A 19,673-nucleotide genomic window follows, 5' to 3' on the forward strand; every position below is an offset into this window, starting at 1 on the left:
AAAAACCTTCGCTTACAAAACCTCCTCTAACAGGGAGGTTTTTTGTTTGTTTAATGAAGGAGAGCTTCTTTTCAGCTATCCCCTATCATACGCTTGTCATCCTGGCATAGATTAGTTAATAAGTAATGTATTCGAAGGAGGAGCGGCTTTGAAGAAGCGGATGATAAAATGGCTGGTCTTTAGTTTCATCATGTTTAGTTTCATCCATCCATTTAAAGTAGAAGCGGCGATTTCGGTATCCGCCAGAAATGCTGTGTTAATGGACATGCAGTCAGGCAGGGTACTATACGAAAAGGCAGCCTACGAAGAGGAGTTGATTGCTAGTACTACTAAAATTATGACCGCTTTATTAGCGGTTGAATCAGGAAAACTGGATGAAGAAGTAAATGCAAGCAATAATGCAGTCTATACGGAAGGGTCCTCCATTTACCTGAAAGAAGGTGAAAAGATGACCTTGAAGGATCTGGTCTACGGCTTGATGCTCCGCTCAGGCAATGATGCTGCGATGGCTATTGCGGAGCATTTAGGGGGGAGTGAAGAAGGCTTTGCCTATATGATGAATGAAAAAGCAGCCTGGTTAGGAATGAACAACTCTCATTTTGATAATCCGCATGGATTGGATTCTGAAACACATTACTCATCCGCGTATGACTTAGCATTATTGATGAGAAATGCGATGCAAAATGACGTTTTCAGAGAAGTTACAAGTGCGGAAAGGTACTTATCCGATAACCGGGATTACTATTGGTTCAACAAAAATAAGCTGCTGACAAAGTATTATGATTATTGTATTGGCGGAAAGACGGGCTTTACGAAAGCTGCTGGAAGAACATTGGTATCTGCTGCTAAAAAAGGTGATATGGAATTGATTGCTGTTACATTGAATGCAGGAGATGACTGGAACGATCACCAGCAAATGTATGAATGGGGCTTTGAAAACTATGATCATGTAACGCTTCAGGAAAAAGGGAAGGTTCCGGTGGATATACGTGGACAAAAATCTTTGTATTATACCAGGGATGTAACCTGGCCAGTAACAGTTAAAGAAAAAGAAGCGTTGCGCTCCAGGTTGAATCTTTATCATGAAGCAGATGATTTCCTGGTTGGCAGGCATGTCGTTTATTTAGAGGACCGTCCTATTATGTCCACTGCTGTGGTTGATCGTCCAACGGCACGATCGCTTTGGTCGCATTGGAAAGAGAGGACCAGCCACTTGATGGGGTTGAGGGCATGGTAAATATCATCTGGTCCTTGCTAGCAATTATTGGAATCGTGTTTGCGGCTGTAAATGGCAGAATGGAAGAAGTCAATAAAGCAATCTTCAGCACCATTGATGATGCGATCATGATAACATTAACCATGATGGGGGTATTGATTTTCTGGCTTGGACTTATGCGGATTGCTGAAGAAGCGGGTCTGCTCAGAGGGTTAGGCGTATTATTCCGACCTTTTGTTCAGCGCATATTCCCGGATATTCCTAAGGAGCATCCGGCAATGGGTTACATTCTCTCCAATATGACAGCGAATTTGTTTGGTTTAGGCAATGCTGCAACACCTATGGGGTTAAAAGCAATGAAAGAATTGAAACGCCTTCATCAAGCTGATACAGCAAGCCGGTCAATGATTACGTTCCTTGCAATCAATACTTCTTCTATCACTTTGATACCGACTACAGTCATTGCTATTCGGATGAAATATGGATCTGTAGATCCTACAGCGATCGTAGGAGCGACTATCATCGCTACTTGTATATCTACCACAGGAGCTCTCCTGATTGACCGCTATTTTCATTGGCGCAGGACCAGGAGGGGGGAAGTATGAGTGTCAGCATCTGGATTATCCCCGCGATTATACTGTTTATACTGCTGATAGCCACCTATAAGGGAGTACCAACTTATGAAAAGTTCGTGGAAGGTGGTAAGGAAGGGATAGATATTGCTATCTCCCTCCTGCCTTTTTTAATTGGAATGATGGTGTCTATCGCTATCTTCCGGGCGTCAGGTGCAATGGAAGAAATCATAACCGCTGTAGAACCAGTGACAAGCTTACTCGGGATGCCGGAAGATATACTCCCCCTAGCCCTCATTCGCCCCTTATCTGGTACAGCAGCTTTAGGAATGACAAGTGAACTGATTAAAACCTTTGGTCCGGATTCCTTTATTGGACAATTAGCTTCTGTCATGCAAGGGAGCACGGATACTACCTTTTATATTATTACCGTTTATTTTGGTGCCGTTGGAATAAAGAAGATGGGGGACGCACTTAAAGTTGGACTAGCTGCTGATTTGATTGGTATAATAGCATCTATAATAGTTGTCACTATCCTGTTTAGTTGAAATAGGTGATGATAGCCCCGTATATAAAGCCACGCTGAGCCCTCAGCGTGGCTTACTGTTGGTCAATGAACTTATTGACCAGCACACCACTTTTTTCTCTTTATTCATAAAATCTTAACATTTCTATCCTAAAATAGTGAATGGTATGGCTGTCGCATGCTGGTATAGAATGAAGCGATTAAGTCAATCACTTGATTAAGGAGGAGATTGATGGTGTTTGTCCCTGACTATATATGTTATAACAATAATTAAGTAGGTGATTGAAATGTCAAACTCATTAGAACGATTGCAGAAAGTGATCGCACAAAGTGGAATAACATCCAGACGGAAAGCCGAAAAGATGATTAGCGAAGGAAAAGTTGCCGTAAATGGTAAGGTAGTAACTGAACTTGGTACCAAAGTTACTCCGGATGACAAAGTAGAAGTAGAAGGAGTCCCTTTGACAAAAGAGGAACCGGTTTACTTTTTGTTATATAAACCCCGTGGTGTAATTTCAAGTGTCAAAGATGATAAAAATCGTAAGGTGGTTACAGATTACCTGCCGGAAGATACAGAAGAACGTGTCTTTCCGATTGGCCGTTTGGATTACGATACATCTGGAATTCTATTGTTGACGAACGATGGGGATTTTGCCAATCAATTGATGCACCCCAAGCATGAGATAGATAAAGTCTATATCGCAAAAACAAAGGGAATTCCCCTGAAAGAAGAATTGGCAAAGCTGACTAAAGGAATAAAATCAGATGGAGAGCTTTTAAGAGCCACCCACGTCAAAACCAAGTCTGTCGACAAGAAGAAAAATACTGCTATTATCCAATTGACTCTGCATGAGGGTAAAAATAGACAAGTACGACGGATGTTCGAGGCTTTGGGCTACCCGGTGGACAAGTTGAAGCGTGAACGATATGGGTTTCTTGATTTACATGGTATGAATGCCGGAGAAATACGTGAGTTGACCCCTCATGAAGTGAAACAGCTGAGACACTTAGCTGAAAAAAGTGTTAAATAACTTTCACATTTAACAATAGTGTTTAATGTTATAATCGCAAAAGGAGTGATGCGATATGGATAAAACCAAGAAAAAACGCAGGCGGTTGATTTTTCGGACACTGATTCTTGCTGTCTTGGTCGGATTAGTGGTATTTGCGATTATAGGCAACCTCTCACAAGATGATGCAGTAGTGGCAGAAGGAGAACAGGCCCCTAACTTTGAACTCGAGCAGTTCGGAACAGACGGAGAACGTAAATCTTTAGAGGATTTTAGAGGCAAAGGCGTCATGCTTAACTTCTGGGCTACCTATTGCAAGCCATGTGAAGAAGAAATGCCATATATGCAGGAATTGTACCCGGAATACAAAGAAAAAGGGGTAGAGATCATAGGTGTCAATCTTGATTCAACGAAACTGGTAGTCAATCGTTTCATTGATAAGTATGACCTTACTTTTCCAAACCTTCATGATAAAAATGGGCAAGTTATGGATTTGTATGGAATAAGTCCAATACCTTCGACTTTCTTTATAGATGAAAATGGAAAAATTGTAGATAAAGTGATTGGACCATTGACATTAGAAAAGCTGGAAGAACACTTGAAAGAGATTCAGCCAGAAGCTTAAGTCTTAGATATAGAGAGGTTTTACTATGAAAAAAATCAAGTGCGAATGCGGGCATGTCAACCCGGAAGGTACTGTTTTATGTGAAGCCTGCGGGAAGCCTATTGAAGGTAACCAGCATATTGATGGGAATATAAAAGACTCCCTGCTGAATATGCGCTATGAAGGAAGTGCAAGGCGTTCACAGACCTATAACCGGAGCATGGTAGATAAAGTTTGGAACTTTTTCTCCTCAGTCAAGGTTGGAGTCTGGCTAATCATTATCACGTTAGTAGCTTCCTCATTAGGGACTATTTTTCCGCAAGAAATGTATATTCCTCCTGGAGCTGATCCGGTTACCTTTTACGAGGACCAGTATGGACTGGCCGGGAAAATATATTATCAACTAGGTTTTCATAATCTATACAGTTCTCTTTGGTTTATGATGTTGATTGCTTTAATAGGTGTATCTTTGGTTATTTGCAGTATTGATAGGGTTGTTCCCCTACATAGAGCATTAAAAAAACAAAAGCCGAAACGCCATCATACATTTTTGAAGCGGCAACGGGTTTTTGGAGAAACAAAAGCGAATGTGGACATGGATGCTTTTAAAAGCAACCTGCAAAAGCATCGTTATAAAGTTCGGGAGCAGGATGGGCATATTCTTGCAGAAAAAGGACGTTTTTCAAGATGGGGTCCCTATGTCAATCACATTGGATTAATTCTTTTTCTTTTAGGTGCTTTATTAAGATTCCTTCCATCAATGTATATCGATGATTTTGTATGGATAAGGGAAGGCGAGACAGAAGTCGTTCCATCAACAGGTGGCCAATATTATGTAAAAAATGAGGATTTTATTCTCGAAAATTATGACCCTGAGAAAGATAAACGGTTCCAGGAAGCTCTTATGAACCAGGACGTGCCAGTTGCGAGTAATTATCAGACGAATGCAGTAATTTATGAGCGTACGAACAATGATGTAGTAGGCGCAGAACCTGAACTGCAAGAATTGTCGAGAGAGAAAATTGTTGTAAACGAACCAGCGAAGTTTGGCGGATTTGCTTTATACCAATCAAGTTTTCAGCTTGATGAATTTTCCTCCATGTCATTTACACTGCATGAAACAGGTGATGAATCAGCTGTATTGGGTGAGTTCACTGTAGACCTTACCCAACCGAAAATGGAGTATAAGCTGGATAGCGGGGCAAAAGTAGTCATCGATGAATATTTTCCTGAATATTACATGGATGGAAATCAGCCTCGTTCCAAATCTAAGTTCCCAAAGAATCCGGCTTTCGTCTTTTATGTATACCCACCTGATGGCGGGGAGCCAGAGGTCAGCTTTGCCGGAATCGGAATGAACATCGATCCGACCAACGAAAATGATTATAAATTGAGCCTGAAAGGGTTTGATACTCGCGATGTAACAGGTCTCGCTGTGAAAAAAGATTACACTTTGCCGTTTATGGCCGTAGGCGGTTTGATCTTCATGATCGGTGTCATACAAGGTATGTATTGGAACCACCGAAGGATATGGCTGCAGCCAACCGAAGACGGAGTATGGATTGCCGGGCACACAAATAAGAATTGGTACGGTCTCAAAAGAGATATTGAGAAATCCATTCAGAATACACGAATCGAGATGCCGGAAGACCAACAGCAATTAAAAGGTTAACCCTTTGCTGTAAAAGGGTGTAGGAGGATGAATATGGGAGATCTTGTAACGATCAGCAGTAATTTACTATATGCTTCGTTTTTCTTTTACTTGATTGCTACCTTCTTCTTCGGAGGTACTATCCGTGAAAAGAAAACAGGCAACAGGGGGAAAGCTAGTACGATTGGGATTTCCTTGACTATTGCCGGTTTCGTTACCCAGCTCGGCTATTTCTTTACGAGGTGGGTAGCCAGTCAGCATGCACCAGTAAGTAATTTGTTTGAGTTCACTACTTTTTTTGGAATGATGCTAGTGATGGCATTTATCATCATCTATTTCATTTACCGGCTCGATGTAATCGGACTATTCGCTCTGCCTGTCGCTTTACTTATTATTGCGTATGCCAGTATGTTTCCGAGAGAAATATCGCCATTGGTGCCTTCGCTTAAATCTCATTGGCTATATATCCATGTAACTACAGCTGCTGTAGGTGAAGCGATTTTGGCAATCAGCTTTGTCGCTGGATTGATTTTTTTGATTCGCCAAATCGATCAAACGAAAAAGTCAAAGCATACATTTTGGCTTGAATTTGTAATTTACTCGATTTTCTCAACGCTCGGTTTCATTATCATGACTACTGCTTTTGGTGCCATGGACTATCAAGCACAATTTCAGGCACCGGTCGAAGGCCAGGTAGTCAACGTAGAATATCAGATGCCGGCAATCGTCGGACCAAATGCCGGCGAGCTTCAGACAGATGGAGTAATGCAGCCTTTACTTGATGCACCGGAATGGATGAGAGGGCAAGATGCTGCCCGTAAATTGAATACGTTAATCTGGTCATTTTTAAGCGGATTAGTACTTTATGGGATAGCACGTTTGATTTTGAGAAAGCGTGTTGCTGCTGCCCTGCAGCCTAAATTGAAGAAATTCAACCCTGATTTGATTGATGAAGTATCCTATCGTGCCGTTTCGATCGGATTTCCTGTATTCACTCTAGGCGCATTGATTTTTGCTATGATTTGGGCGCAGGAAGCATGGAATCGTTTCTGGGGTTGGGATCCAAAAGAAGTATGGGCATTAATTACATGGTTGTTCTATGCATTTTTTCTGCATCTCCGTTTATCCAGAGGCTGGCACGGCACGAAGTCGGCCTGGCTTGCTGTCGGCGGATTTGCGATTATCATGTTCAATCTGATTGCCGTCAACCTTGTCATTGCCGGATTACACTCTTATGCTTAAAAAGAAGACCATTAGAGAAGGCTTTTTCTCTGATGGTCTCTCGTTTACATAATGATATTTTGTTATGCTTAAAGGAAATTGGATAAAATTAATAGAAATGAATAATAAAAATAAAAGACATGGACTTGAATAGGGGGCATCTCAATGGATAAAGAGGCAAAAGTGCTGGTAGTAGATGATGAGGAAAGGATTCGGCGGTTAATTCGGATGTATTTGGAAAGAGAGAACTTTGATGTGGAAGAAGCAGAAGATGGAGATGAAGCATTAGAGAAGGCATTGACGAATGATTATGATGTCATATTATTGGATATTATGATGCCGGGTAAAGATGGGATCGAAGTTTGTAAAGACTTGCGTGAAAAAAAAGCTACCCCAGTTCTCATGCTTACTGCAAAAGGGGAAGAAAGCAATCGTGTTCAGGGATTTGAAGTAGGCGCGGATGATTATATCGTGAAGCCATTCAGCCCGAGAGAAGTTGTATTGCGTGTCAAAGCTATTTTAAGAAGATCGTCATCCACTAAATTCTTACAGACAGAGACATCTACTAAAAACATACTAGTCTTTCCCCATTTGACGATTGACAATGATGCCCATCGGGTGACGGCAGATGGCAAAGAAGTCACATTGACACCAAAGGAATATGAATTGTTGCATTTCCTGGCAAAAGCTCCGGATAAGGTATTTGAACGAGAGCACTTGTTGAAGGAAGTTTGGCAATATGAATTTTTCGGGGATTTACGAACTGTGGATACACATGTCAAGCGCTTAAGAGAAAAATTGAATAAGGTTTCAAAAGAAGCGTCTAAAATGATTGTAACCGTCTGGGGTGTCGGCTATAAGTTCGAGGTAAGTGGTGACTGATGTTTTGGCGCAGTGTAGTAGGTAAACTTTGGTTCACCATTTTATTATTAGTTTCATTCGTACTTTTCCTTCTAACCGTCCTGCTACTGGAATTTTTTGAGAATTATCATATATTAGAAGCGGAAAGGGAATTGCTTCAGACAGCTGATAAAGTATCAGAAATCGTCCAGGAATATGAGGACAGAGAACTTATTTTAGATACATCCTCCCGGGTGAAAGACCCGTCCAGCCGTGTCGTCATAATTTTTGGTGAAAATGATATATGGAGTTCATCTGCTGAAGGCGATTTACCCCAAATAGATCGAAAATGGATTGAAGAAGATAATGAGTTATCCTCTGTGTTATCGGGGAAAGAACAAGTTAAAAAAATTGCGGATATCGATAATCTTCAGAATGGTGTCATGGTCGTGGGAACCCCTCTGAATAATAGCTCTGGGGGAGTTTTTGTCTATCAGTCTCTTGATATTGTTGAAGAAACCACCATGCAGACGACAAAAATCATATTTTTAGGTGCAGGTATCGCTATCATACTAACCACTATTTTTGCTTTCTTTTTATCAACACGAATCACTGCTCCTCTGATCAAGATGCGGGAGGGTGCACTGGAGTTGGCGAAAGGTGAATTCAATACCAAGATCCCCATCCTGACCCACGATGAAATTGGGGAGCTGGCAATGGCTTTCAATCGGATGGGACGGCAATTGAAATTTCATATAAATGCTTTGAACCAGGAAAAAGAGCAACTATCGGGGATTCTTAGTTCAATGGCAGATGGAGTAATCACGATTAACCGCCAAGGTGAAATTTTGATTACCAATCCGCCCGCTGAGCAGTATCTTCAGGCTTGGGCCTATGAAGAGGGAAGTTCAGAAATAGGCAATAAAGGTGATCATCTCATCCTTCCGGACAAAGTGAAGGACATTTTTAATCAGGTGATTGAAACGGAAACAGAAGTCATGACCGAAATGGATACCCAGGGGAGAAACTGGGTGATTATCATGACTCCATTATATGACAAGGATTATGTACGTGGAGCTGTCGCTGTGCTCCGGGACATGACTGAAGAGAGAAGGCTTGATAAACTAAGGCAAGACTTCATTGCAAATGTTTCTCATGAGCTGCGTACTCCGATTTCCATGATGCAAGGATACAGCGAAGCAATCGTGGATGATATTGCAGAAAGTAAAGAAGAAAAAAATGAGCTTGCTCAAATCATCTACGAAGAATCCCAGCGTATGAGTAGACTTGTCAACGAGTTATTAGACCTTGCCAGAATGGAAGCAGGACATATCACCTTAAATAAAGAAAGGGTTGAAGTCCGTCCCTTTTTAGAAAGAATCGCAAGAAAATTCCAAGGATTAGCTCAAGAAAAGGGGATTAACTTAAGACTCCATACAGCAGATGAACTTGGAGATAAATGCTTTGATCCGGATCGAATTGAACAAGTGTTCACAAACTTGATAGATAATGCTATCCGCCATACCCGCGAAGGTGGTACTGTCGATATCCATATGGAATATATGGAAGAAGGTCTTTATGCTGCTGTACAAGATTCTGGGACAGGTATCCCGGAAGAAGATCTGCCATTTGTTTTTGAACGGTTTTATAAAGCGGATAAATCACGTAAAAGAAAAAAAGGCAAGACAGGCACCGGACTTGGCCTTGCTATTGCCAAGAATATCGTCGAGGCCCATCAGGGCACGGTGGCTGTCCATAGTAAAGAAGGTACTGGTACGACATTTTCATTCCGCTTGCCTGATATTAGCGAAGATGCACAAGATTTGTAACAAAATCTTGTTCCCTGTGAAACAACTATTTTACATTTTTGATGCTTATGGTAATATTACATTAGAATTTAATATTTTAGAGTTAAGGTTCTCCTGAGTGGGATTAAAAGGGAATTTGGTGAAAATCCAAAGCTGTCCTCGCAACTGTAAGTGCCACGAACCGGGCAGACCACTGTACACAAAGTGTATGGGAAGGGTCCGTAGTAGGTAAACGCACAAGCCAGTAGACCTGCCTTAATTCATCGTTTCAAAGCTTCGGGGATTGAGCTGTTTGAGACAACCGGTCGAATCATATAGTTTTTAGTAAACGTTCATACTGGTTAGTCTTAGCCCATTCTGTTGAAGGAATGGACTTTTTTTATGGTATGGAGAGCCGCGGTTGTCTATCTGACTCTCACACCCCCAAAAGCGATGAAACCTACTAAATGTGAGAGGGATGATGATAATGAGTAGAATGATGCAATTGGTTTTGGCAGCATTGATGAGCACAGCCGTACTCGTAGGATGCCAGGCAGAATCGGGCAGTGGGTCCACTGAGGCTCAACAACAGGAGCAGCAGGAGGAAGTTCCCGTAAAAGTAACGATTTCCCAGGAAAATGGAGAAAACATTGTAGCAGAGAAAGAGTTGAAAGTAGAAGCGGGAAAAACCCTTATGGAAATACTTAAAGATAACTTTGAAGAGGTAGAAGAAAAAGATGGCTTTGTTACAAAGATAGAAGGGATCGAAGCAAAGGAAGGGGAGCAGAAGGCGTGGTTTTTTACCATCAATGGGGAGAATGCCACTGTCGGAGCTAACGAATATGAAGTGGAAGCAGATGACACTTTCCAATTTGATTTTCATAAGTGGGAATGATGTAGATGAACACTTATAAGATTACCCTGATTGCATTATTGGCATCCCTGGCCGTGGTCGGCAGGTATGCTTTCGCCTTTTTACCGAACGTACAGCCAGTAACCGCGATAATAATTATTGCCGGTTTTTGGCTGGGACCCCTGTTCGCCGTTATATTAGCCTTATTGACAACCTTTTTATCCAACGTTTTCCTAGGGATGGGAATCTGGACCGTGTGGCAAGTGATTGCATGGGCAGTCATCGGATTGATGAGCGGACTGATCGGAAGGTATTGGTCTAACATTCCATTACTTTTCTTGTCAGCATTCGGAGCCTTCAGCGGCCTCTTTTATGGGTTTGTCCTATCGGTTACGATGTATAAGTACTCAGGTTCATTCTTGGCATATTATTTAGCCGGCTTACCCTTTGATATTTATCACGCCGCAGGTAATGCGATTTTCATTGTGCTGTTGTCTCCTGTGCTCAGCCGATTATTTGAACGATATTATAAACAATGGATTCCTGTATGAATACCAGCCGATTTCAGGTTGGTATTTTTTGTTTTTACGCTTATGATGTAAAGTGTAACTTTTCTTTTACATAAAACGACTAATTCAGAGAACGGGAGGTAAGCAATAGTGAGGTCGGTGTATGAATCCCTTTATGAAAAATATCATCAGGATCTTTTTCAATTTATATTTTATATGGTCAAAAATCGAGAACAATCAGAAGATCTCGTTCAGGAAGTATATATAAAAGTATTGAAATCCTACACGCAATTCAAAGGAGACAGCAGTGAAAAGACATGGTTGTTTTCGATAGCCCGTCATGTAACGATCGACTTCTTTCGGAAACAGACTAGAAAGAAAAAGCGACTGCTGGAGTTTTTTGACTGGGATAAGAAAGGAGAACAGTTAGTTGACAACCAGCCTTTGCCTGAAGAAATAGCTGAAAAAAATGAGGATATTAAATTACTATATCAATACTTAGAGAAACTATCAGTCGATCAGAAAAGTGTGATTATACTCCGATACATACAATCGATGTCAATTCAGGAAACCGCTGATATTTTAGGGTGGTCAGTGAGTAAAGTTAAAACCACTCAGCATCGTGGTTTGAAACTCCTGCAGAATTTGGCAGCAGAACAAAGAGGGGAGGGGAGACGTAATGAAGCAAGATAACAATAAGAATGACAACGAATTACAAAAGCAATTGGATCAAATGCCTGTCATCCGTGACCAGCAGACGAAAGATGAACTGTATAATAAAATAGCCGTCCACTTGAAAGAAAGTAAACCTGAAAAGAAAAAGTTTAATCTTTTGCCTGTTTTTGCCTTCATTGCGGTGCTCTTTTTGGCTGCCATCATCACTCCTGCTATGTTAATGAACCGTTCGAATGACGAATCCATGCAAAACTCTTCAGAGTCTCAGAACCACGATGCGGCAACAGAATCAGGAATTTCTGATAAGGGTGAAGAGTCAGCGGAGTTGTTTGATACACAGGAGGACGGAAAAGAAGCAGAACAAAATGTTCCTATAAACGATTTTCAAAGTAACTTAGTGTTCGAGGTTGATGAAGGGAAAAACTATATATTTTCAGTGGCAGCAGGAATGAATGCGGAACACATTATACCGCTTACTTTTGAGGTGGCGGATAGCAATGCTAACTATACACAAGTAACATCGACAGCAGCTAATAATGCAGCAGATCTAGGGGTATCTGTTTTTCCTCTTAATGGGGCAGAAATAGTAATCAATGAGGACCGTGGAGAACTTGTTTTTCCGGAGGACTTTCAAACGCAAGGTGGTTCAAGCTCAGATATTATTCTCCAAAGAAGTATTGAACAAGTATTCCGTATGTATGGGGTATCAGAAGTAAAGCTTGGTTATGAAGATGGGCGTTCCTTTGAAATGGGCAATTATGGAACGATAGAAACAATGAAAATATCACCTATCCAAAAGAAAAGTTATAAAATTTACCGTTACAGGGAGTCCGACCCCGACTATTTAGTACCGATTGAATTAAATGAAAAGTCTTCTATGGACGATGCGCTTGATACTATGGCCAGCACTGGGGGAGGAGAGTATATTCGTTCACCTTTGCCGGAAGGTGTAGAAGTGGCAGCGAATGAAATTTCGGACCATGAACTATTGATACGCGTAAGTACTACGGAACAGCTGCAAGCGAACCAGACAACGATGATTATGATTGAAACAATACTGGCCACAGCAGCCAGTTTTGGCTATGATCAAGTGCAATTTGAGGGGTTACCATTCGAGGTCATCGGCCACTATGACCTTTCGGAGCCGATTGCAACACCTGAAGCAGTTAATTCAATCAACCTTAACAAATAAAAACTTGTGTAGAATCTAAATACTATGTCTCTTCACCACATAGATACAAGCCAATGATACGGTAAATCACATACCAGTTAGCAAAAACGTTCGGAGCGAAATAGCTCTGAACGTTTGTTTTTAATGAATGCAATTCAAGGCTCTTTTTGCTTAGGGAAGGTTTGGTTTATGTTAATCGGCTCTTCCGCAATGCACGTTAGTTTGTTTAGATTCACCAGCCTTTGCTTTCATGGTAAAATGGCAGTATAAATAATGAGGGATAATTTTTGTGTTTGTGTAATTGGGGATAGGGAAATGAAAAGCCCCTCATTCAGAGGGGCTTGTAACTATTTATTCAAACTTTACCGGGTCACCTTCAAATGGTTCATCGGCAACTTTAATGGAGTCTGTAGGACAACCTTCAAACGCATCTTCCATATCTTCTTCTAGAACTTCCGGGATTTCAACGATTCCTTCGTTGTCATCGAGCACTACATAGGCAATGCCTTCATCGTCGTAGTCGTAGATATCCGGAGCCGCTGCTCCACAAGCTCCACATGCAATACATGTTTCTTTATCAACAATTGTGTATTTAGCCATAACACATTCCCTCCTAAATAATACAGATCCCTAAAAATAAATTATACAAGTGAATAATTTTTTCTCTCTAGGAACATTCGCCTTAAATGTATTGTACTGCTATCTCAGAAATTTTTCAACAATAAAATCGCTCGCAAACCTTGTTGTTATGCGGTTTGGTGTGACTTTTATCACTATTAAGATATAACAGGATGTAGTAAGTTGGATATGGTTCAGGATAAAAGGGGGATGAGCGTGTTTGAATATATTTTACTGCGCTGTATTAATAACATAAATGGAGAGCGGACGACAGCGGGGATCTATAATCTGCTCGTGGGAAAGCGTTCATCACAAACGCTCCAGGATGCACATGCCTATCAACTCACTGAGTTCTTTGCTATCTATAAATCGTTGGAACGCACCGATTTGATGAAGGTTATCAATCAATTGATAGAAGAACGAAAAATTATCATCACAGATGAAGATGAACGTCCTAGATTGACGGCTTATGGAAGCGATCAATTGGAAAGACTTTCAGATGAGTGGGGACCGCTATATTTTAACGGAATCAAGCTCCACGAAAAAGTCACCGTCTTTGAAGAACGATTTTATTTGTATATTCAAACCATTACGAATATGAAAAAGGGCAAGAAGCATTTTATCCCGATCACGGACCGACCGGATATATTAAAATGGGTCAAATTGAGCTATAACGTAAATAAAGCGACTCTAATGGATCATATCAACGCCATTTATAAAGAGTTATACAGTTTATTGATATCCGTAAACGAGAAAGAGGCAGCACTGTTCACATACCGCCTGACGGGAGCCGGTATGATTGGACTAAGTAAACAGCAATTGTCAGATATGTTTCATCTTCCCTTGCATAATGTCCATCTACTTATGCAGCATCTACTACATCAGATATATCAAGCTGTGGAAAAAAATCCAGGCAACTACCCTGCCCTGTCTGTTTTTATCGAAGAATCAAAAGCCAATCGTTTGATTACAAACTCAGCACAAAAAACGTATTTACTTATTAAACAGGGGATGGATCTGGAAACAATTAGCGAAAGACGCCGATTGAAAATGAGTACTATCCATGATCACATTGTGGAAATGGCTCTAGTCCAATCAGACTTTCCTGTTTACTTGTTTGTCAGTGAGCAAGAAATAGAGGAAATTTCTCAAGTGATTGACGAACTGCAAACAAATAAATTAAAAAATATTTATGATGCCCTTCAAGGTAAATTTGATTATTTCTTTATCAGGCTTGTACAAGCAAGAATGCAGCATCAGAAAAGCGAGGCAAAAGTATGAACAATCGATCGCTGGAACAAGAATTGAAACATTATTTTGGCTTCGATGCCTTTAAAACAGGTCAAAAGGAAATTATTACAGATGTTATGAATGGCAAAGACGTGTTAGGCATTCTGCCAACAGGTTCTGGTAAATCTATTTGTTATCAATTGCCGGCGGTATTGTCTGAAGGGGTGACCGTTGTGGTATCCCCGTTGGTTTCTTTGATGGTAGATCAGGTCAAAGCATTGAAGGCGACAGGGTTCAAAAGGGTTACGGCAATCAACAGTTTTCTATCACCGGTTCAGAAAAAGCAACTGTTAAGTCAACTTGCCCATTACAAGTTAATCTACGTATCTCCGGAAATGTTACAAAACAATATAGTAGTAGAGCAGTTACAAGCTTTACATATTTCCTTATTCGTGGTGGATGAAGCTCATTGTATTTCACAATGGGGCCATGAATTCCGGACAGATTATTTGAAACTGGCAAAGGTCATAGAACTATTCAATCAGCCTACAGTATTAGCTCTAAGTGGAACAGCTACACCAGAAGTACAAGAGGATATCATCAGCCAGCTGGGAATGATCCATAGGGAATCCCATATTTACCCGATGGATAAGGAAAATATAAGTTTTGCAATAGAGCATGTGGAGCATCCGAATGAAAAGTTGATGAAAATAGAACAACTGTTAAAAGACCAGTATGCTCCAACAATGATCTATTTTTCAAGCAGACAATGGGCCGAAAGGGCATCTGGAGAGCTATCCAAACAGTTATCTGATAAAAGAGTTGCTTTCTACCATGGAGGAATGGAGCAGTCTGACCGCTTATTGATCCAACAACAATTCATGAATGATCAACTGGATATCATTTGTTGTACTAGTGCTTTTGGAATGGGGATAAATAAAAAAAATATCCGGTATGTCATTCATTTTCATCTGCCGACTCAAACAGAATCTTTTATTCAAGAAGTAGGTAGAGCCGGCCGAGATGGAGCACATAGTATAAGTGTGGTGTATTATTCTCCTTCAGATGACTTCCTTCCCAAAAAGCTGATACAAAGTGAACTTCCCGAAGCAGGAGATATACAGAAAACATTGAATTACTTATTTAATCTATACCAGGCGGGAGCAAAGCTTCCAGCTGATGAACTTGTACAAGAAGAACTAGAATTGACAGAAACACAATGGAGGTTCATTAAATACCATTGCCACCAGCACCATCTTCTTAATCAGCAAGCTATCGTCTTTAACCGGGATAAATGGAAAGAATTTTATACATTTCTTACAAACCAAGTGGACAACAGATACAAATATAAAATGGCCAAATTTTCAGAGCTGATGCGTTGGGTTCATAGTCAAGCCTGCCGGAGGAAAGGGCTGTATCAACCTTTCCAAAATTCTGTAAAAACACCTGATGTCCCCTGTTGTGATTATTGTGGCTTCGACTGGCGGAATTTTTCATTTGGTCAGAAGGAAACTGTCATTTTCCAACAAGATTGGCATGATCGGTTGAGAGAGATTTTTTTGCAGGGGGACAAACATGAATAAACCGAAGCAATCCGACCTGATTAACACCATGTCAGATAAAGAAGTAACCTTCCATCTCGTTTTGACCCAATTGATCATTTTAAGTTTAAGCATTATTGGAAGTTGGCTGTTATTTGATTCTTTTTGGAACGGCTGGATAACTCAGTTACATCCTTCTGTGAGGGAGATTCTTATTTACGGCATAATTCCTGGTTTGATCGTGGTGGCAATCGACTTGATATTAATGAAGTTTGTCCCGGCAAAATATTATGATGACGGCGGGATAAACACAAAGGTATTCAAGAGCCGGTCGTTGCTTGGAATCATCGGTATTACCTTACTTGTAGCGATCAGTGAAGAAATGTTGTTCCGGGGAGTGCTGCATGCAGAATTCGGCTATTTCATCGCAAGTATTATATTTGCTGTGATGCATATACGCTATTTAAAAAAATTTGTATTGTTAATATCGGTGTTATTTGTCAGTTTCTTTATTGGCTATATGTATGAGATAACTGGTAATCTCCTGACCACCATGGCGGCTCATTTTATCATTGATTTATTACTGGCTTTCTATATTCGCTATAAAATGAGGTGAAGGAATTCAGCCCAAAAAGGATAGTTAATCGAAAGTTCATACCACCTGCGTATGGCAATGAAGCAGTTATATTCCAACTTTCTATTTTTACTAGGATATTCCTCTTCGATCACCAACTAAAGAAAAGACCTGCGCTTCCAGCAGGTCTTCTTATGTTTTGGAGTGGGACCGAAGTGTGTTAAAAGAATTTCTGTTTATCTCTTTCCTCTTTGAGAATTTCAACGGCTTCCCTAAACCGCAAAGAGTGGACGATCTCACGTTCCCGTAAGAATGCTAAACTGTCATTTATATCAGGATCATCTGACATGTTGATCAGCCACTGGTAAGTAGCACGTGCTTTTTCTTCTGCGGCAATGTCTTCATAAAGATCGGCGATCGGGTCGCCTTTTGCTTGTATATAGGTTGCTGTCCAAGCGTCGCCAGCCGCATTTTGGTAGAACAAGGCGTTATCATGGTTGGCATAATGCGCTCCCAGGCCTGCTTCTTTCATCTGTTCAGGTGTAGCGTCTTTAGTTAGTTTATAAACCATCGTAGCAATCATTTCTAAATGAGCAAACTCTTCCGTCCCTATATCCGTAAGTAAACCGATAACCTTATCAGGTATCGAGTAGCGTTGATTTAAATAACGTAAAGCAGCGGCCAATTCCCCGTCAGCACCTCCATATTGCTCAATCAGGAATTTTGCCAGCCGGGGGTTACAGCTGCTGACCTTTACCGGGTATTGAAGTTTCTTTTCGTAATACCACATGACAAAGAATCACCTCCGCTTATGATTGTTTATACCTGCCATGGCCAAGGAGTGTCATCCCATTGCCAGGGATAACCGGAATAACTTTTTCCGTATTGCATCAATGGTCCGAATTGTTGTTCGAAATTTTTCTTTAATCTACGGCTTTCTTTGGCACAAGCGTTGAATTGTTCAATGGCTTCCCTGTCGTTGGGATGAGTGTCCAAATATAATGTCAATTCCACCAATACAAAGTCGACAGCCTGGATGGCTTCCATTTGGTGGTAATATTCTGGAGGGATGGTCGCCATCATTTCCCCTCCTCTCTATACGGTTTAGGCTTTGGATATGGATCAAACAGTGCCGGCCATAACGTTCCTTTTCTCAATGCAACCCGCGGATCGAATTGCTGCAATCCCGGCGGCTGGAATGGCATATATAGATGAGGCGGGGTAGAATAGCATTTCACTTCGAGTGGAGGACAGGGATCCATCGGACCATAAAATGGGCGATAGCATTTCTGCTGGGTATACATTCTTATCACCTTCCTTAACAAAGACTATTGCAATTGTATGAGCACTGTAGTCTGTCCTATACCAAGATTAAAGAAGGAAATTTGTCCTACTAAATCGAATACTTAATAATGAAAGTCAATCTATATGTTGGAGTGATGATGATGTTTGTGAAAAGTATTATGAAGCCCCCGCATGAATGTTTAACTGCCCAGATTGGAGAAGACTTGAAATCAGTTATTTCCATATTGGAGCATCATGATATTCAGGCTGTACCTGTGCTGGATGGTAGCTTTTTCATTGGAATGTTATCTAAAGAAATTATTTATAAAAGATACTTTGAGAGCAATCAACCAAAGGATGTTTATCTTTCGGAATTCTCAGCAGGCGATTTAGTGGAGAAGGAAGATCTTTAGTTAAAAGAAGACGAAGTGTTTGAGAGAACGTTGCCATTGTTTACAGGTTATTCTGTCATTGCGGTGGCAGGTGAAGATAAGAAATTCCTGGGGCTGGTGACTCGCGCGGATGTATTAGAGCAATTCGAAAGTGCCTTTGGCGTGAAACGGAAAGGCATACGTATTGCGTTTACTTCTGAGGAATCGGAAGGTAGAATCGAGCGCTTGGGTGATATACTAAGACAATATCATGAAAATGTAATTTCTTTAGCTACCTTTGACGAAACAGATAAACTGGCCAGGCGCATCGTCCTGAAAGTGGACCCAAACGATAATATCGCTAAGTTCACCAAAAAGCTTGAGAAAACAGGCTTCAGAGTTTTGGATATAAAAGAAGTTTAGCTCTTCTTTTTTCCCTCTTCCCGACATAATCTGGTCAGGAAGGGGGATTTTTTTCTTTATGGTATACATAAATGGTACAATACGCTTCTAATTGATATGATGGTATCATCCATTTTAGGCATCTTGCTGTCTATTAATTTACAGGAGCGTGAAGCTAAGGATGATATACGTTTACACCGGATTACTTCTACTGATAGCAGCTGTAGCTTTACTTTTTTATATGTATCGGAAAGCTTATACAGATTCCCTTGATGAACGCATCATCCAACTGGACAGATTCCCTTCATCCTTCCATGGAGTTCGTATTTTCTTTATATCCGACCTTCACAAAAGGGTTGTTAAAAGAGATACGCTGGAAGCTATCACCACCCCCGTCGACCTTGTAGTAATCGGTGGAGACTTGATTGAGCGTGGGGTCTCTATGGATAATGTACGAGCGAATATCAAGCGATTGAAATTGTTGAAAGCTCCCATTTATTTTGTTTGGGGAAATAATGATTATGAAGGGGATTACCATGATTTAGATGCAACTTTGTTAGACGAGGGTGTCCATGTTCTTGGCAACACTGCTGTTGAGTTCACGTCCGATGCTGGTGATACTTTCAGCTTACTCGGTGTCGATACTTATCAACATCATGAGGAGAATAGTAAATTTGCCTTTATTGATGCACGAAGTGAGTGCAAACTATTAGTCATTCATGATCCGGCTATGTTCCATTACTTACCTTTGGAACAGAAAGAGAAAGTGGACCTTGTACTTAGTGGTCATACCCACGGCGGTCAAATCCGTTTCATGGGTTTCGGTTTGAGGCAGCGCGGTGGTATGAAAAATATTGACAAGACCCCTGTTTTTATAAGTGAAGGATATGGCACCCGCTTGATTCCTTTCAGGTTAGGAACAAGAGCTGAATGCCATATTATTATAGTGAACAGTAAATGACATTTTGTGCAAAGGTTATAAAGTCAGTATACAATTTTTGCACAGCCTTCCTCACTC

General features: G+C 40.8%; 23 protein-coding genes and 1 riboswitch. Of the genes, 19 read left to right on the forward strand and 4 right to left on the reverse strand.

Translation table 11 applies throughout. The features are described from left to right. Nucleotides 1-190 precede the first annotated feature (190 nt). The 13 genes from BLV00_RS08915 (at nucleotide 191) to BLV00_RS08975 (ending at nucleotide 12,656) form a co-directional block, all read left to right on the forward strand. On the forward strand, nucleotides 191-1,237 hold the full coding sequence (locus BLV00_RS08915; RefSeq protein ID WP_245728930.1) for a D-alanyl-D-alanine carboxypeptidase family protein: 1,047 nt from the start codon (nucleotides 191-193) through the stop codon (nucleotides 1,235-1,237). Next, complete coding sequence (locus tag BLV00_RS08920; protein WP_093044591.1) at nucleotides 1,231-1,821, forward strand: nucleoside recognition domain-containing protein; 591 nt, start codon at nucleotides 1,231-1,233, stop codon at nucleotides 1,819-1,821. The genes BLV00_RS08915 and BLV00_RS08920 overlap by 7 nt, the downstream gene beginning before the upstream one ends. Further along, nucleotides 1,818-2,336, forward strand: a complete 519-nt coding sequence (locus BLV00_RS08925; RefSeq protein WP_093044593.1) for a spore maturation protein — start codon at nucleotides 1,818-1,820, stop codon at nucleotides 2,334-2,336. The genes BLV00_RS08920 and BLV00_RS08925 overlap by 4 nt, the downstream gene beginning before the upstream one ends. Nucleotides 2,337-2,601: 265 nt before the next feature. Further along, on the forward strand, nucleotides 2,602-3,345 hold the full coding sequence (locus BLV00_RS08930; RefSeq protein WP_093044595.1) for a pseudouridine synthase: 744 nt from the start codon (nucleotides 2,602-2,604) through the stop codon (nucleotides 3,343-3,345). Between the two features lie 55 nt (nucleotides 3,346-3,400). Then, nucleotides 3,401-3,949 carry a thiol-disulfide oxidoreductase ResA gene (gene resA / locus BLV00_RS08935; protein ID WP_093044597.1) on the forward strand — a complete coding sequence of 183 codons (549 nt, stop codon included), beginning with the start codon at nucleotides 3,401-3,403 and terminating at the stop codon, nucleotides 3,947-3,949. Nucleotides 3,950-3,974: 25 nt separating this feature from the next. After that, on the forward strand, nucleotides 3,975-5,600 hold the full coding sequence (resB, locus tag BLV00_RS08940) for a cytochrome c biogenesis protein ResB (RefSeq protein WP_093044599.1): 1,626 nt from the start codon (nucleotides 3,975-3,977) through the stop codon (nucleotides 5,598-5,600). Nucleotides 5,601-5,633: 33 nt separating this feature from the next. Then, a complete protein-coding gene (gene ccsB / locus BLV00_RS08945) occupies nucleotides 5,634-6,821 on the forward strand; it encodes a c-type cytochrome biogenesis protein CcsB (protein WP_093044601.1) in 1,188 nt (395 codons plus the stop codon). Between the two features lie 144 nt (nucleotides 6,822-6,965). Continuing rightward, nucleotides 6,966-7,682, forward strand: a complete 717-nt coding sequence (locus BLV00_RS08950) for a response regulator transcription factor (RefSeq protein ID WP_093044603.1) — start codon at nucleotides 6,966-6,968, stop codon at nucleotides 7,680-7,682. Next, nucleotides 7,682-9,469 carry an ATP-binding protein gene (locus BLV00_RS08955; protein ID WP_093044605.1) on the forward strand — a complete coding sequence of 596 codons (1,788 nt, stop codon included), beginning with the start codon at nucleotides 7,682-7,684 and terminating at the stop codon, nucleotides 9,467-9,469. Before BLV00_RS08950 ends, BLV00_RS08955 begins: the two co-directional genes overlap by 1 nt. A gap of 68 nt (nucleotides 9,470-9,537) precedes the next feature. After that, nucleotides 9,538-9,720: riboswitch (cobalamin riboswitch) on the forward strand. A 194-nt stretch (nucleotides 9,721-9,914) separates the two neighbouring features. Beyond that, nucleotides 9,915-10,322: a DUF4430 domain-containing protein gene (locus tag BLV00_RS08960; RefSeq protein ID WP_176791427.1), complete on the forward strand. Its 408-nt coding sequence runs from the start codon at nucleotides 9,915-9,917 to the stop codon at nucleotides 10,320-10,322. 5 nt (nucleotides 10,323-10,327) lie between these two features. Next, nucleotides 10,328-10,831 carry an ECF transporter S component gene (locus tag BLV00_RS08965; RefSeq protein WP_093044609.1) on the forward strand — a complete coding sequence of 168 codons (504 nt, stop codon included), beginning with the start codon at nucleotides 10,328-10,330 and terminating at the stop codon, nucleotides 10,829-10,831. Nucleotides 10,832-10,939: 108 nt separating this feature from the next. Further along, nucleotides 10,940-11,482: an RNA polymerase sigma factor SigX gene (sigX, locus tag BLV00_RS08970; protein ID WP_093044611.1), complete on the forward strand. Its 543-nt coding sequence runs from the start codon at nucleotides 10,940-10,942 to the stop codon at nucleotides 11,480-11,482. Beyond that, complete coding sequence (locus BLV00_RS08975; protein WP_093044613.1) at nucleotides 11,469-12,656, forward strand: hypothetical protein; 1,188 nt, start codon at nucleotides 11,469-11,471, stop codon at nucleotides 12,654-12,656. Before sigX ends, BLV00_RS08975 begins: the two co-directional genes overlap by 14 nt. A gap of 330 nt (nucleotides 12,657-12,986) precedes the next feature. Here BLV00_RS08975 and BLV00_RS08980 read toward each other — a convergent pair whose 3' ends face one another. Continuing rightward, nucleotides 12,987-13,235 carry a ferredoxin gene (locus BLV00_RS08980; protein ID WP_028783072.1) on the reverse strand — a complete coding sequence of 83 codons (249 nt, stop codon included), beginning with the start codon at nucleotides 13,233-13,235 and terminating at the stop codon, nucleotides 12,987-12,989. Nucleotides 13,236-13,469: 234 nt separating this feature from the next. On the opposite strand from BLV00_RS08980, the gene BLV00_RS08985 reads away from it, so the two are divergent. The 3 genes from BLV00_RS08985 to BLV00_RS08995 are packed head-to-tail and all read left to right on the forward strand — an operon-like array spanning nucleotide 13,470 to nucleotide 16,640. Next, nucleotides 13,470-14,534, forward strand: a complete 1,065-nt coding sequence (locus BLV00_RS08985) for a YpbB family protein (protein WP_176791429.1) — start codon at nucleotides 13,470-13,472, stop codon at nucleotides 14,532-14,534. Then, nucleotides 14,531-16,066, forward strand: coding sequence for a RecQ family ATP-dependent DNA helicase (locus BLV00_RS08990; RefSeq protein WP_093044617.1), 1,536 nt, complete (start codon nucleotides 14,531-14,533; stop codon nucleotides 16,064-16,066). Before BLV00_RS08985 ends, BLV00_RS08990 begins: the two co-directional genes overlap by 4 nt. Continuing rightward, the gene (locus BLV00_RS08995; protein ID WP_093044619.1) at nucleotides 16,059-16,640 is read left to right on the forward strand and encodes a CPBP family intramembrane glutamic endopeptidase; all 582 of its coding nucleotides are present in this window, start codon (nucleotides 16,059-16,061) and stop codon (nucleotides 16,638-16,640) included. The genes BLV00_RS08990 and BLV00_RS08995 overlap by 8 nt, the downstream gene beginning before the upstream one ends. Before the next feature lie 178 nt (nucleotides 16,641-16,818). On the opposite strand, the gene BLV00_RS09000 is transcribed toward BLV00_RS08995, so the two are convergent. The 3 genes from BLV00_RS09000 to BLV00_RS09010 are packed head-to-tail and all read right to left on the reverse strand — an operon-like array spanning nucleotide 16,819 to nucleotide 17,902. Beyond that, on the reverse strand, nucleotides 16,819-17,388 hold the full coding sequence (locus BLV00_RS09000; RefSeq protein WP_093044621.1) for a manganese catalase family protein: 570 nt from the start codon (nucleotides 17,386-17,388) through the stop codon (nucleotides 16,819-16,821). Between the two features lie 29 nt (nucleotides 17,389-17,417). Beyond that, nucleotides 17,418-17,678, reverse strand: a complete 261-nt coding sequence (locus tag BLV00_RS09005; RefSeq protein WP_093044623.1) for a spore coat protein CotJB — start codon at nucleotides 17,676-17,678, stop codon at nucleotides 17,418-17,420. Further along, entirely contained in the window at nucleotides 17,678-17,902 is a 225-nt protein-coding gene (locus tag BLV00_RS09010; protein ID WP_093044625.1) for a spore coat associated protein CotJA, read from the reverse strand. The genes BLV00_RS09005 and BLV00_RS09010 overlap by 1 nt, the downstream gene beginning before the upstream one ends. A gap of 108 nt (nucleotides 17,903-18,010) precedes the next feature. Between BLV00_RS09010 and BLV00_RS22330 the strand changes: the two genes are divergently transcribed. The 3 genes from BLV00_RS22330 to BLV00_RS09020 all read left to right on the forward strand — a co-directional run bounded on the left by BLV00_RS22330 (nucleotide 18,011) and on the right by BLV00_RS09020 (nucleotide 19,616). Continuing rightward, the gene (locus tag BLV00_RS22330) at nucleotides 18,011-18,295 is read left to right on the forward strand and encodes a CBS domain-containing protein (RefSeq protein ID WP_245728909.1); all 285 of its coding nucleotides are present in this window, start codon (nucleotides 18,011-18,013) and stop codon (nucleotides 18,293-18,295) included. Nucleotides 18,296-18,310: 15 nt separating this feature from the next. Continuing rightward, nucleotides 18,311-18,676 (forward strand): hypothetical protein, encoded by a 366-nt coding sequence (locus BLV00_RS22335; RefSeq protein WP_245728910.1) that lies wholly within the window; start codon nucleotides 18,311-18,313, stop codon nucleotides 18,674-18,676. 160 nt (nucleotides 18,677-18,836) lie between these two features. Then, nucleotides 18,837-19,616, forward strand: coding sequence for a metallophosphoesterase (locus tag BLV00_RS09020; protein ID WP_093044627.1), 780 nt, complete (start codon nucleotides 18,837-18,839; stop codon nucleotides 19,614-19,616). Nucleotides 19,617-19,673 lie beyond the last annotated feature (57 nt).

It is taken from the genome of Thalassobacillus cyri, assembly GCF_900107755.1.
In the GTDB taxonomy this organism is placed as follows: Bacteria; Bacillota; Bacilli; order Bacillales; family Halobacillaceae; genus Thalassobacillus; species Thalassobacillus cyri.

Excerpts from the sequence above, each read along its gene's own strand:
- BLV00_RS08915 (WP_245728930.1), top strand. The coding sequence starts at position 191 with ATGTTTAGTTTCATCCATCCATTTAAAGTAGAAGCGGCGATTTCGGTA.
- BLV00_RS08920 (WP_093044591.1), top strand. The coding sequence starts at position 1,231 with ATGGTAAATATCATCTGGTCCTTGCTAGCAATTATTGGAATCGTGTTT.
- BLV00_RS08925 (WP_093044593.1), top strand. The coding sequence starts at position 1,818 with ATGAGTGTCAGCATCTGGATTATCCCCGCGATTATACTGTTTATACTG.
- BLV00_RS08930 (WP_093044595.1), top strand. The coding sequence starts at position 2,602 with ATGTCAAACTCATTAGAACGATTGCAGAAAGTGATCGCACAAAGTGGA.
- resA (WP_093044597.1), top strand. The coding sequence starts at position 3,401 with ATGGATAAAACCAAGAAAAAACGCAGGCGGTTGATTTTTCGGACACTG.
- resB (WP_093044599.1), top strand. The coding sequence starts at position 3,975 with ATGAAAAAAATCAAGTGCGAATGCGGGCATGTCAACCCGGAAGGTACT.
- ccsB (WP_093044601.1), top strand. The coding sequence starts at position 5,634 with ATGGGAGATCTTGTAACGATCAGCAGTAATTTACTATATGCTTCGTTT.
- BLV00_RS08950 (WP_093044603.1), top strand. The coding sequence starts at position 6,966 with ATGGATAAAGAGGCAAAAGTGCTGGTAGTAGATGATGAGGAAAGGATT.
- BLV00_RS08955 (WP_093044605.1), top strand. The coding sequence starts at position 7,682 with ATGTTTTGGCGCAGTGTAGTAGGTAAACTTTGGTTCACCATTTTATTA.
- BLV00_RS08960 (WP_176791427.1), top strand. The coding sequence starts at position 9,915 with ATGAGTAGAATGATGCAATTGGTTTTGGCAGCATTGATGAGCACAGCC.
- BLV00_RS08965 (WP_093044609.1), top strand. The coding sequence starts at position 10,328 with ATGAACACTTATAAGATTACCCTGATTGCATTATTGGCATCCCTGGCC.
- BLV00_RS08975 (WP_093044613.1), top strand. The coding sequence starts at position 11,469 with ATGAAGCAAGATAACAATAAGAATGACAACGAATTACAAAAGCAATTG.
- BLV00_RS08980 (WP_028783072.1), bottom strand. The coding sequence starts at position 13,235 with ATGGCTAAATACACAATTGTTGATAAAGAAACATGTATTGCATGTGGA.
- BLV00_RS08990 (WP_093044617.1), top strand. The coding sequence starts at position 14,531 with ATGAACAATCGATCGCTGGAACAAGAATTGAAACATTATTTTGGCTTC.
- BLV00_RS08995 (WP_093044619.1), top strand. The coding sequence starts at position 16,059 with ATGAATAAACCGAAGCAATCCGACCTGATTAACACCATGTCAGATAAA.
- BLV00_RS09000 (WP_093044621.1), bottom strand. The coding sequence starts at position 17,388 with ATGTGGTATTACGAAAAGAAACTTCAATACCCGGTAAAGGTCAGCAGC.
- BLV00_RS09005 (WP_093044623.1), bottom strand. The coding sequence starts at position 17,678 with ATGGCGACCATCCCTCCAGAATATTACCACCAAATGGAAGCCATCCAG.
- BLV00_RS09010 (WP_093044625.1), bottom strand. The coding sequence starts at position 17,902 with ATGTATACCCAGCAGAAATGCTATCGCCCATTTTATGGTCCGATGGAT.
- BLV00_RS22330 (WP_245728909.1), top strand. The coding sequence starts at position 18,011 with ATGAAAGTCAATCTATATGTTGGAGTGATGATGATGTTTGTGAAAAGT.
- BLV00_RS09020 (WP_093044627.1), top strand. The coding sequence starts at position 18,837 with ATGATATACGTTTACACCGGATTACTTCTACTGATAGCAGCTGTAGCT.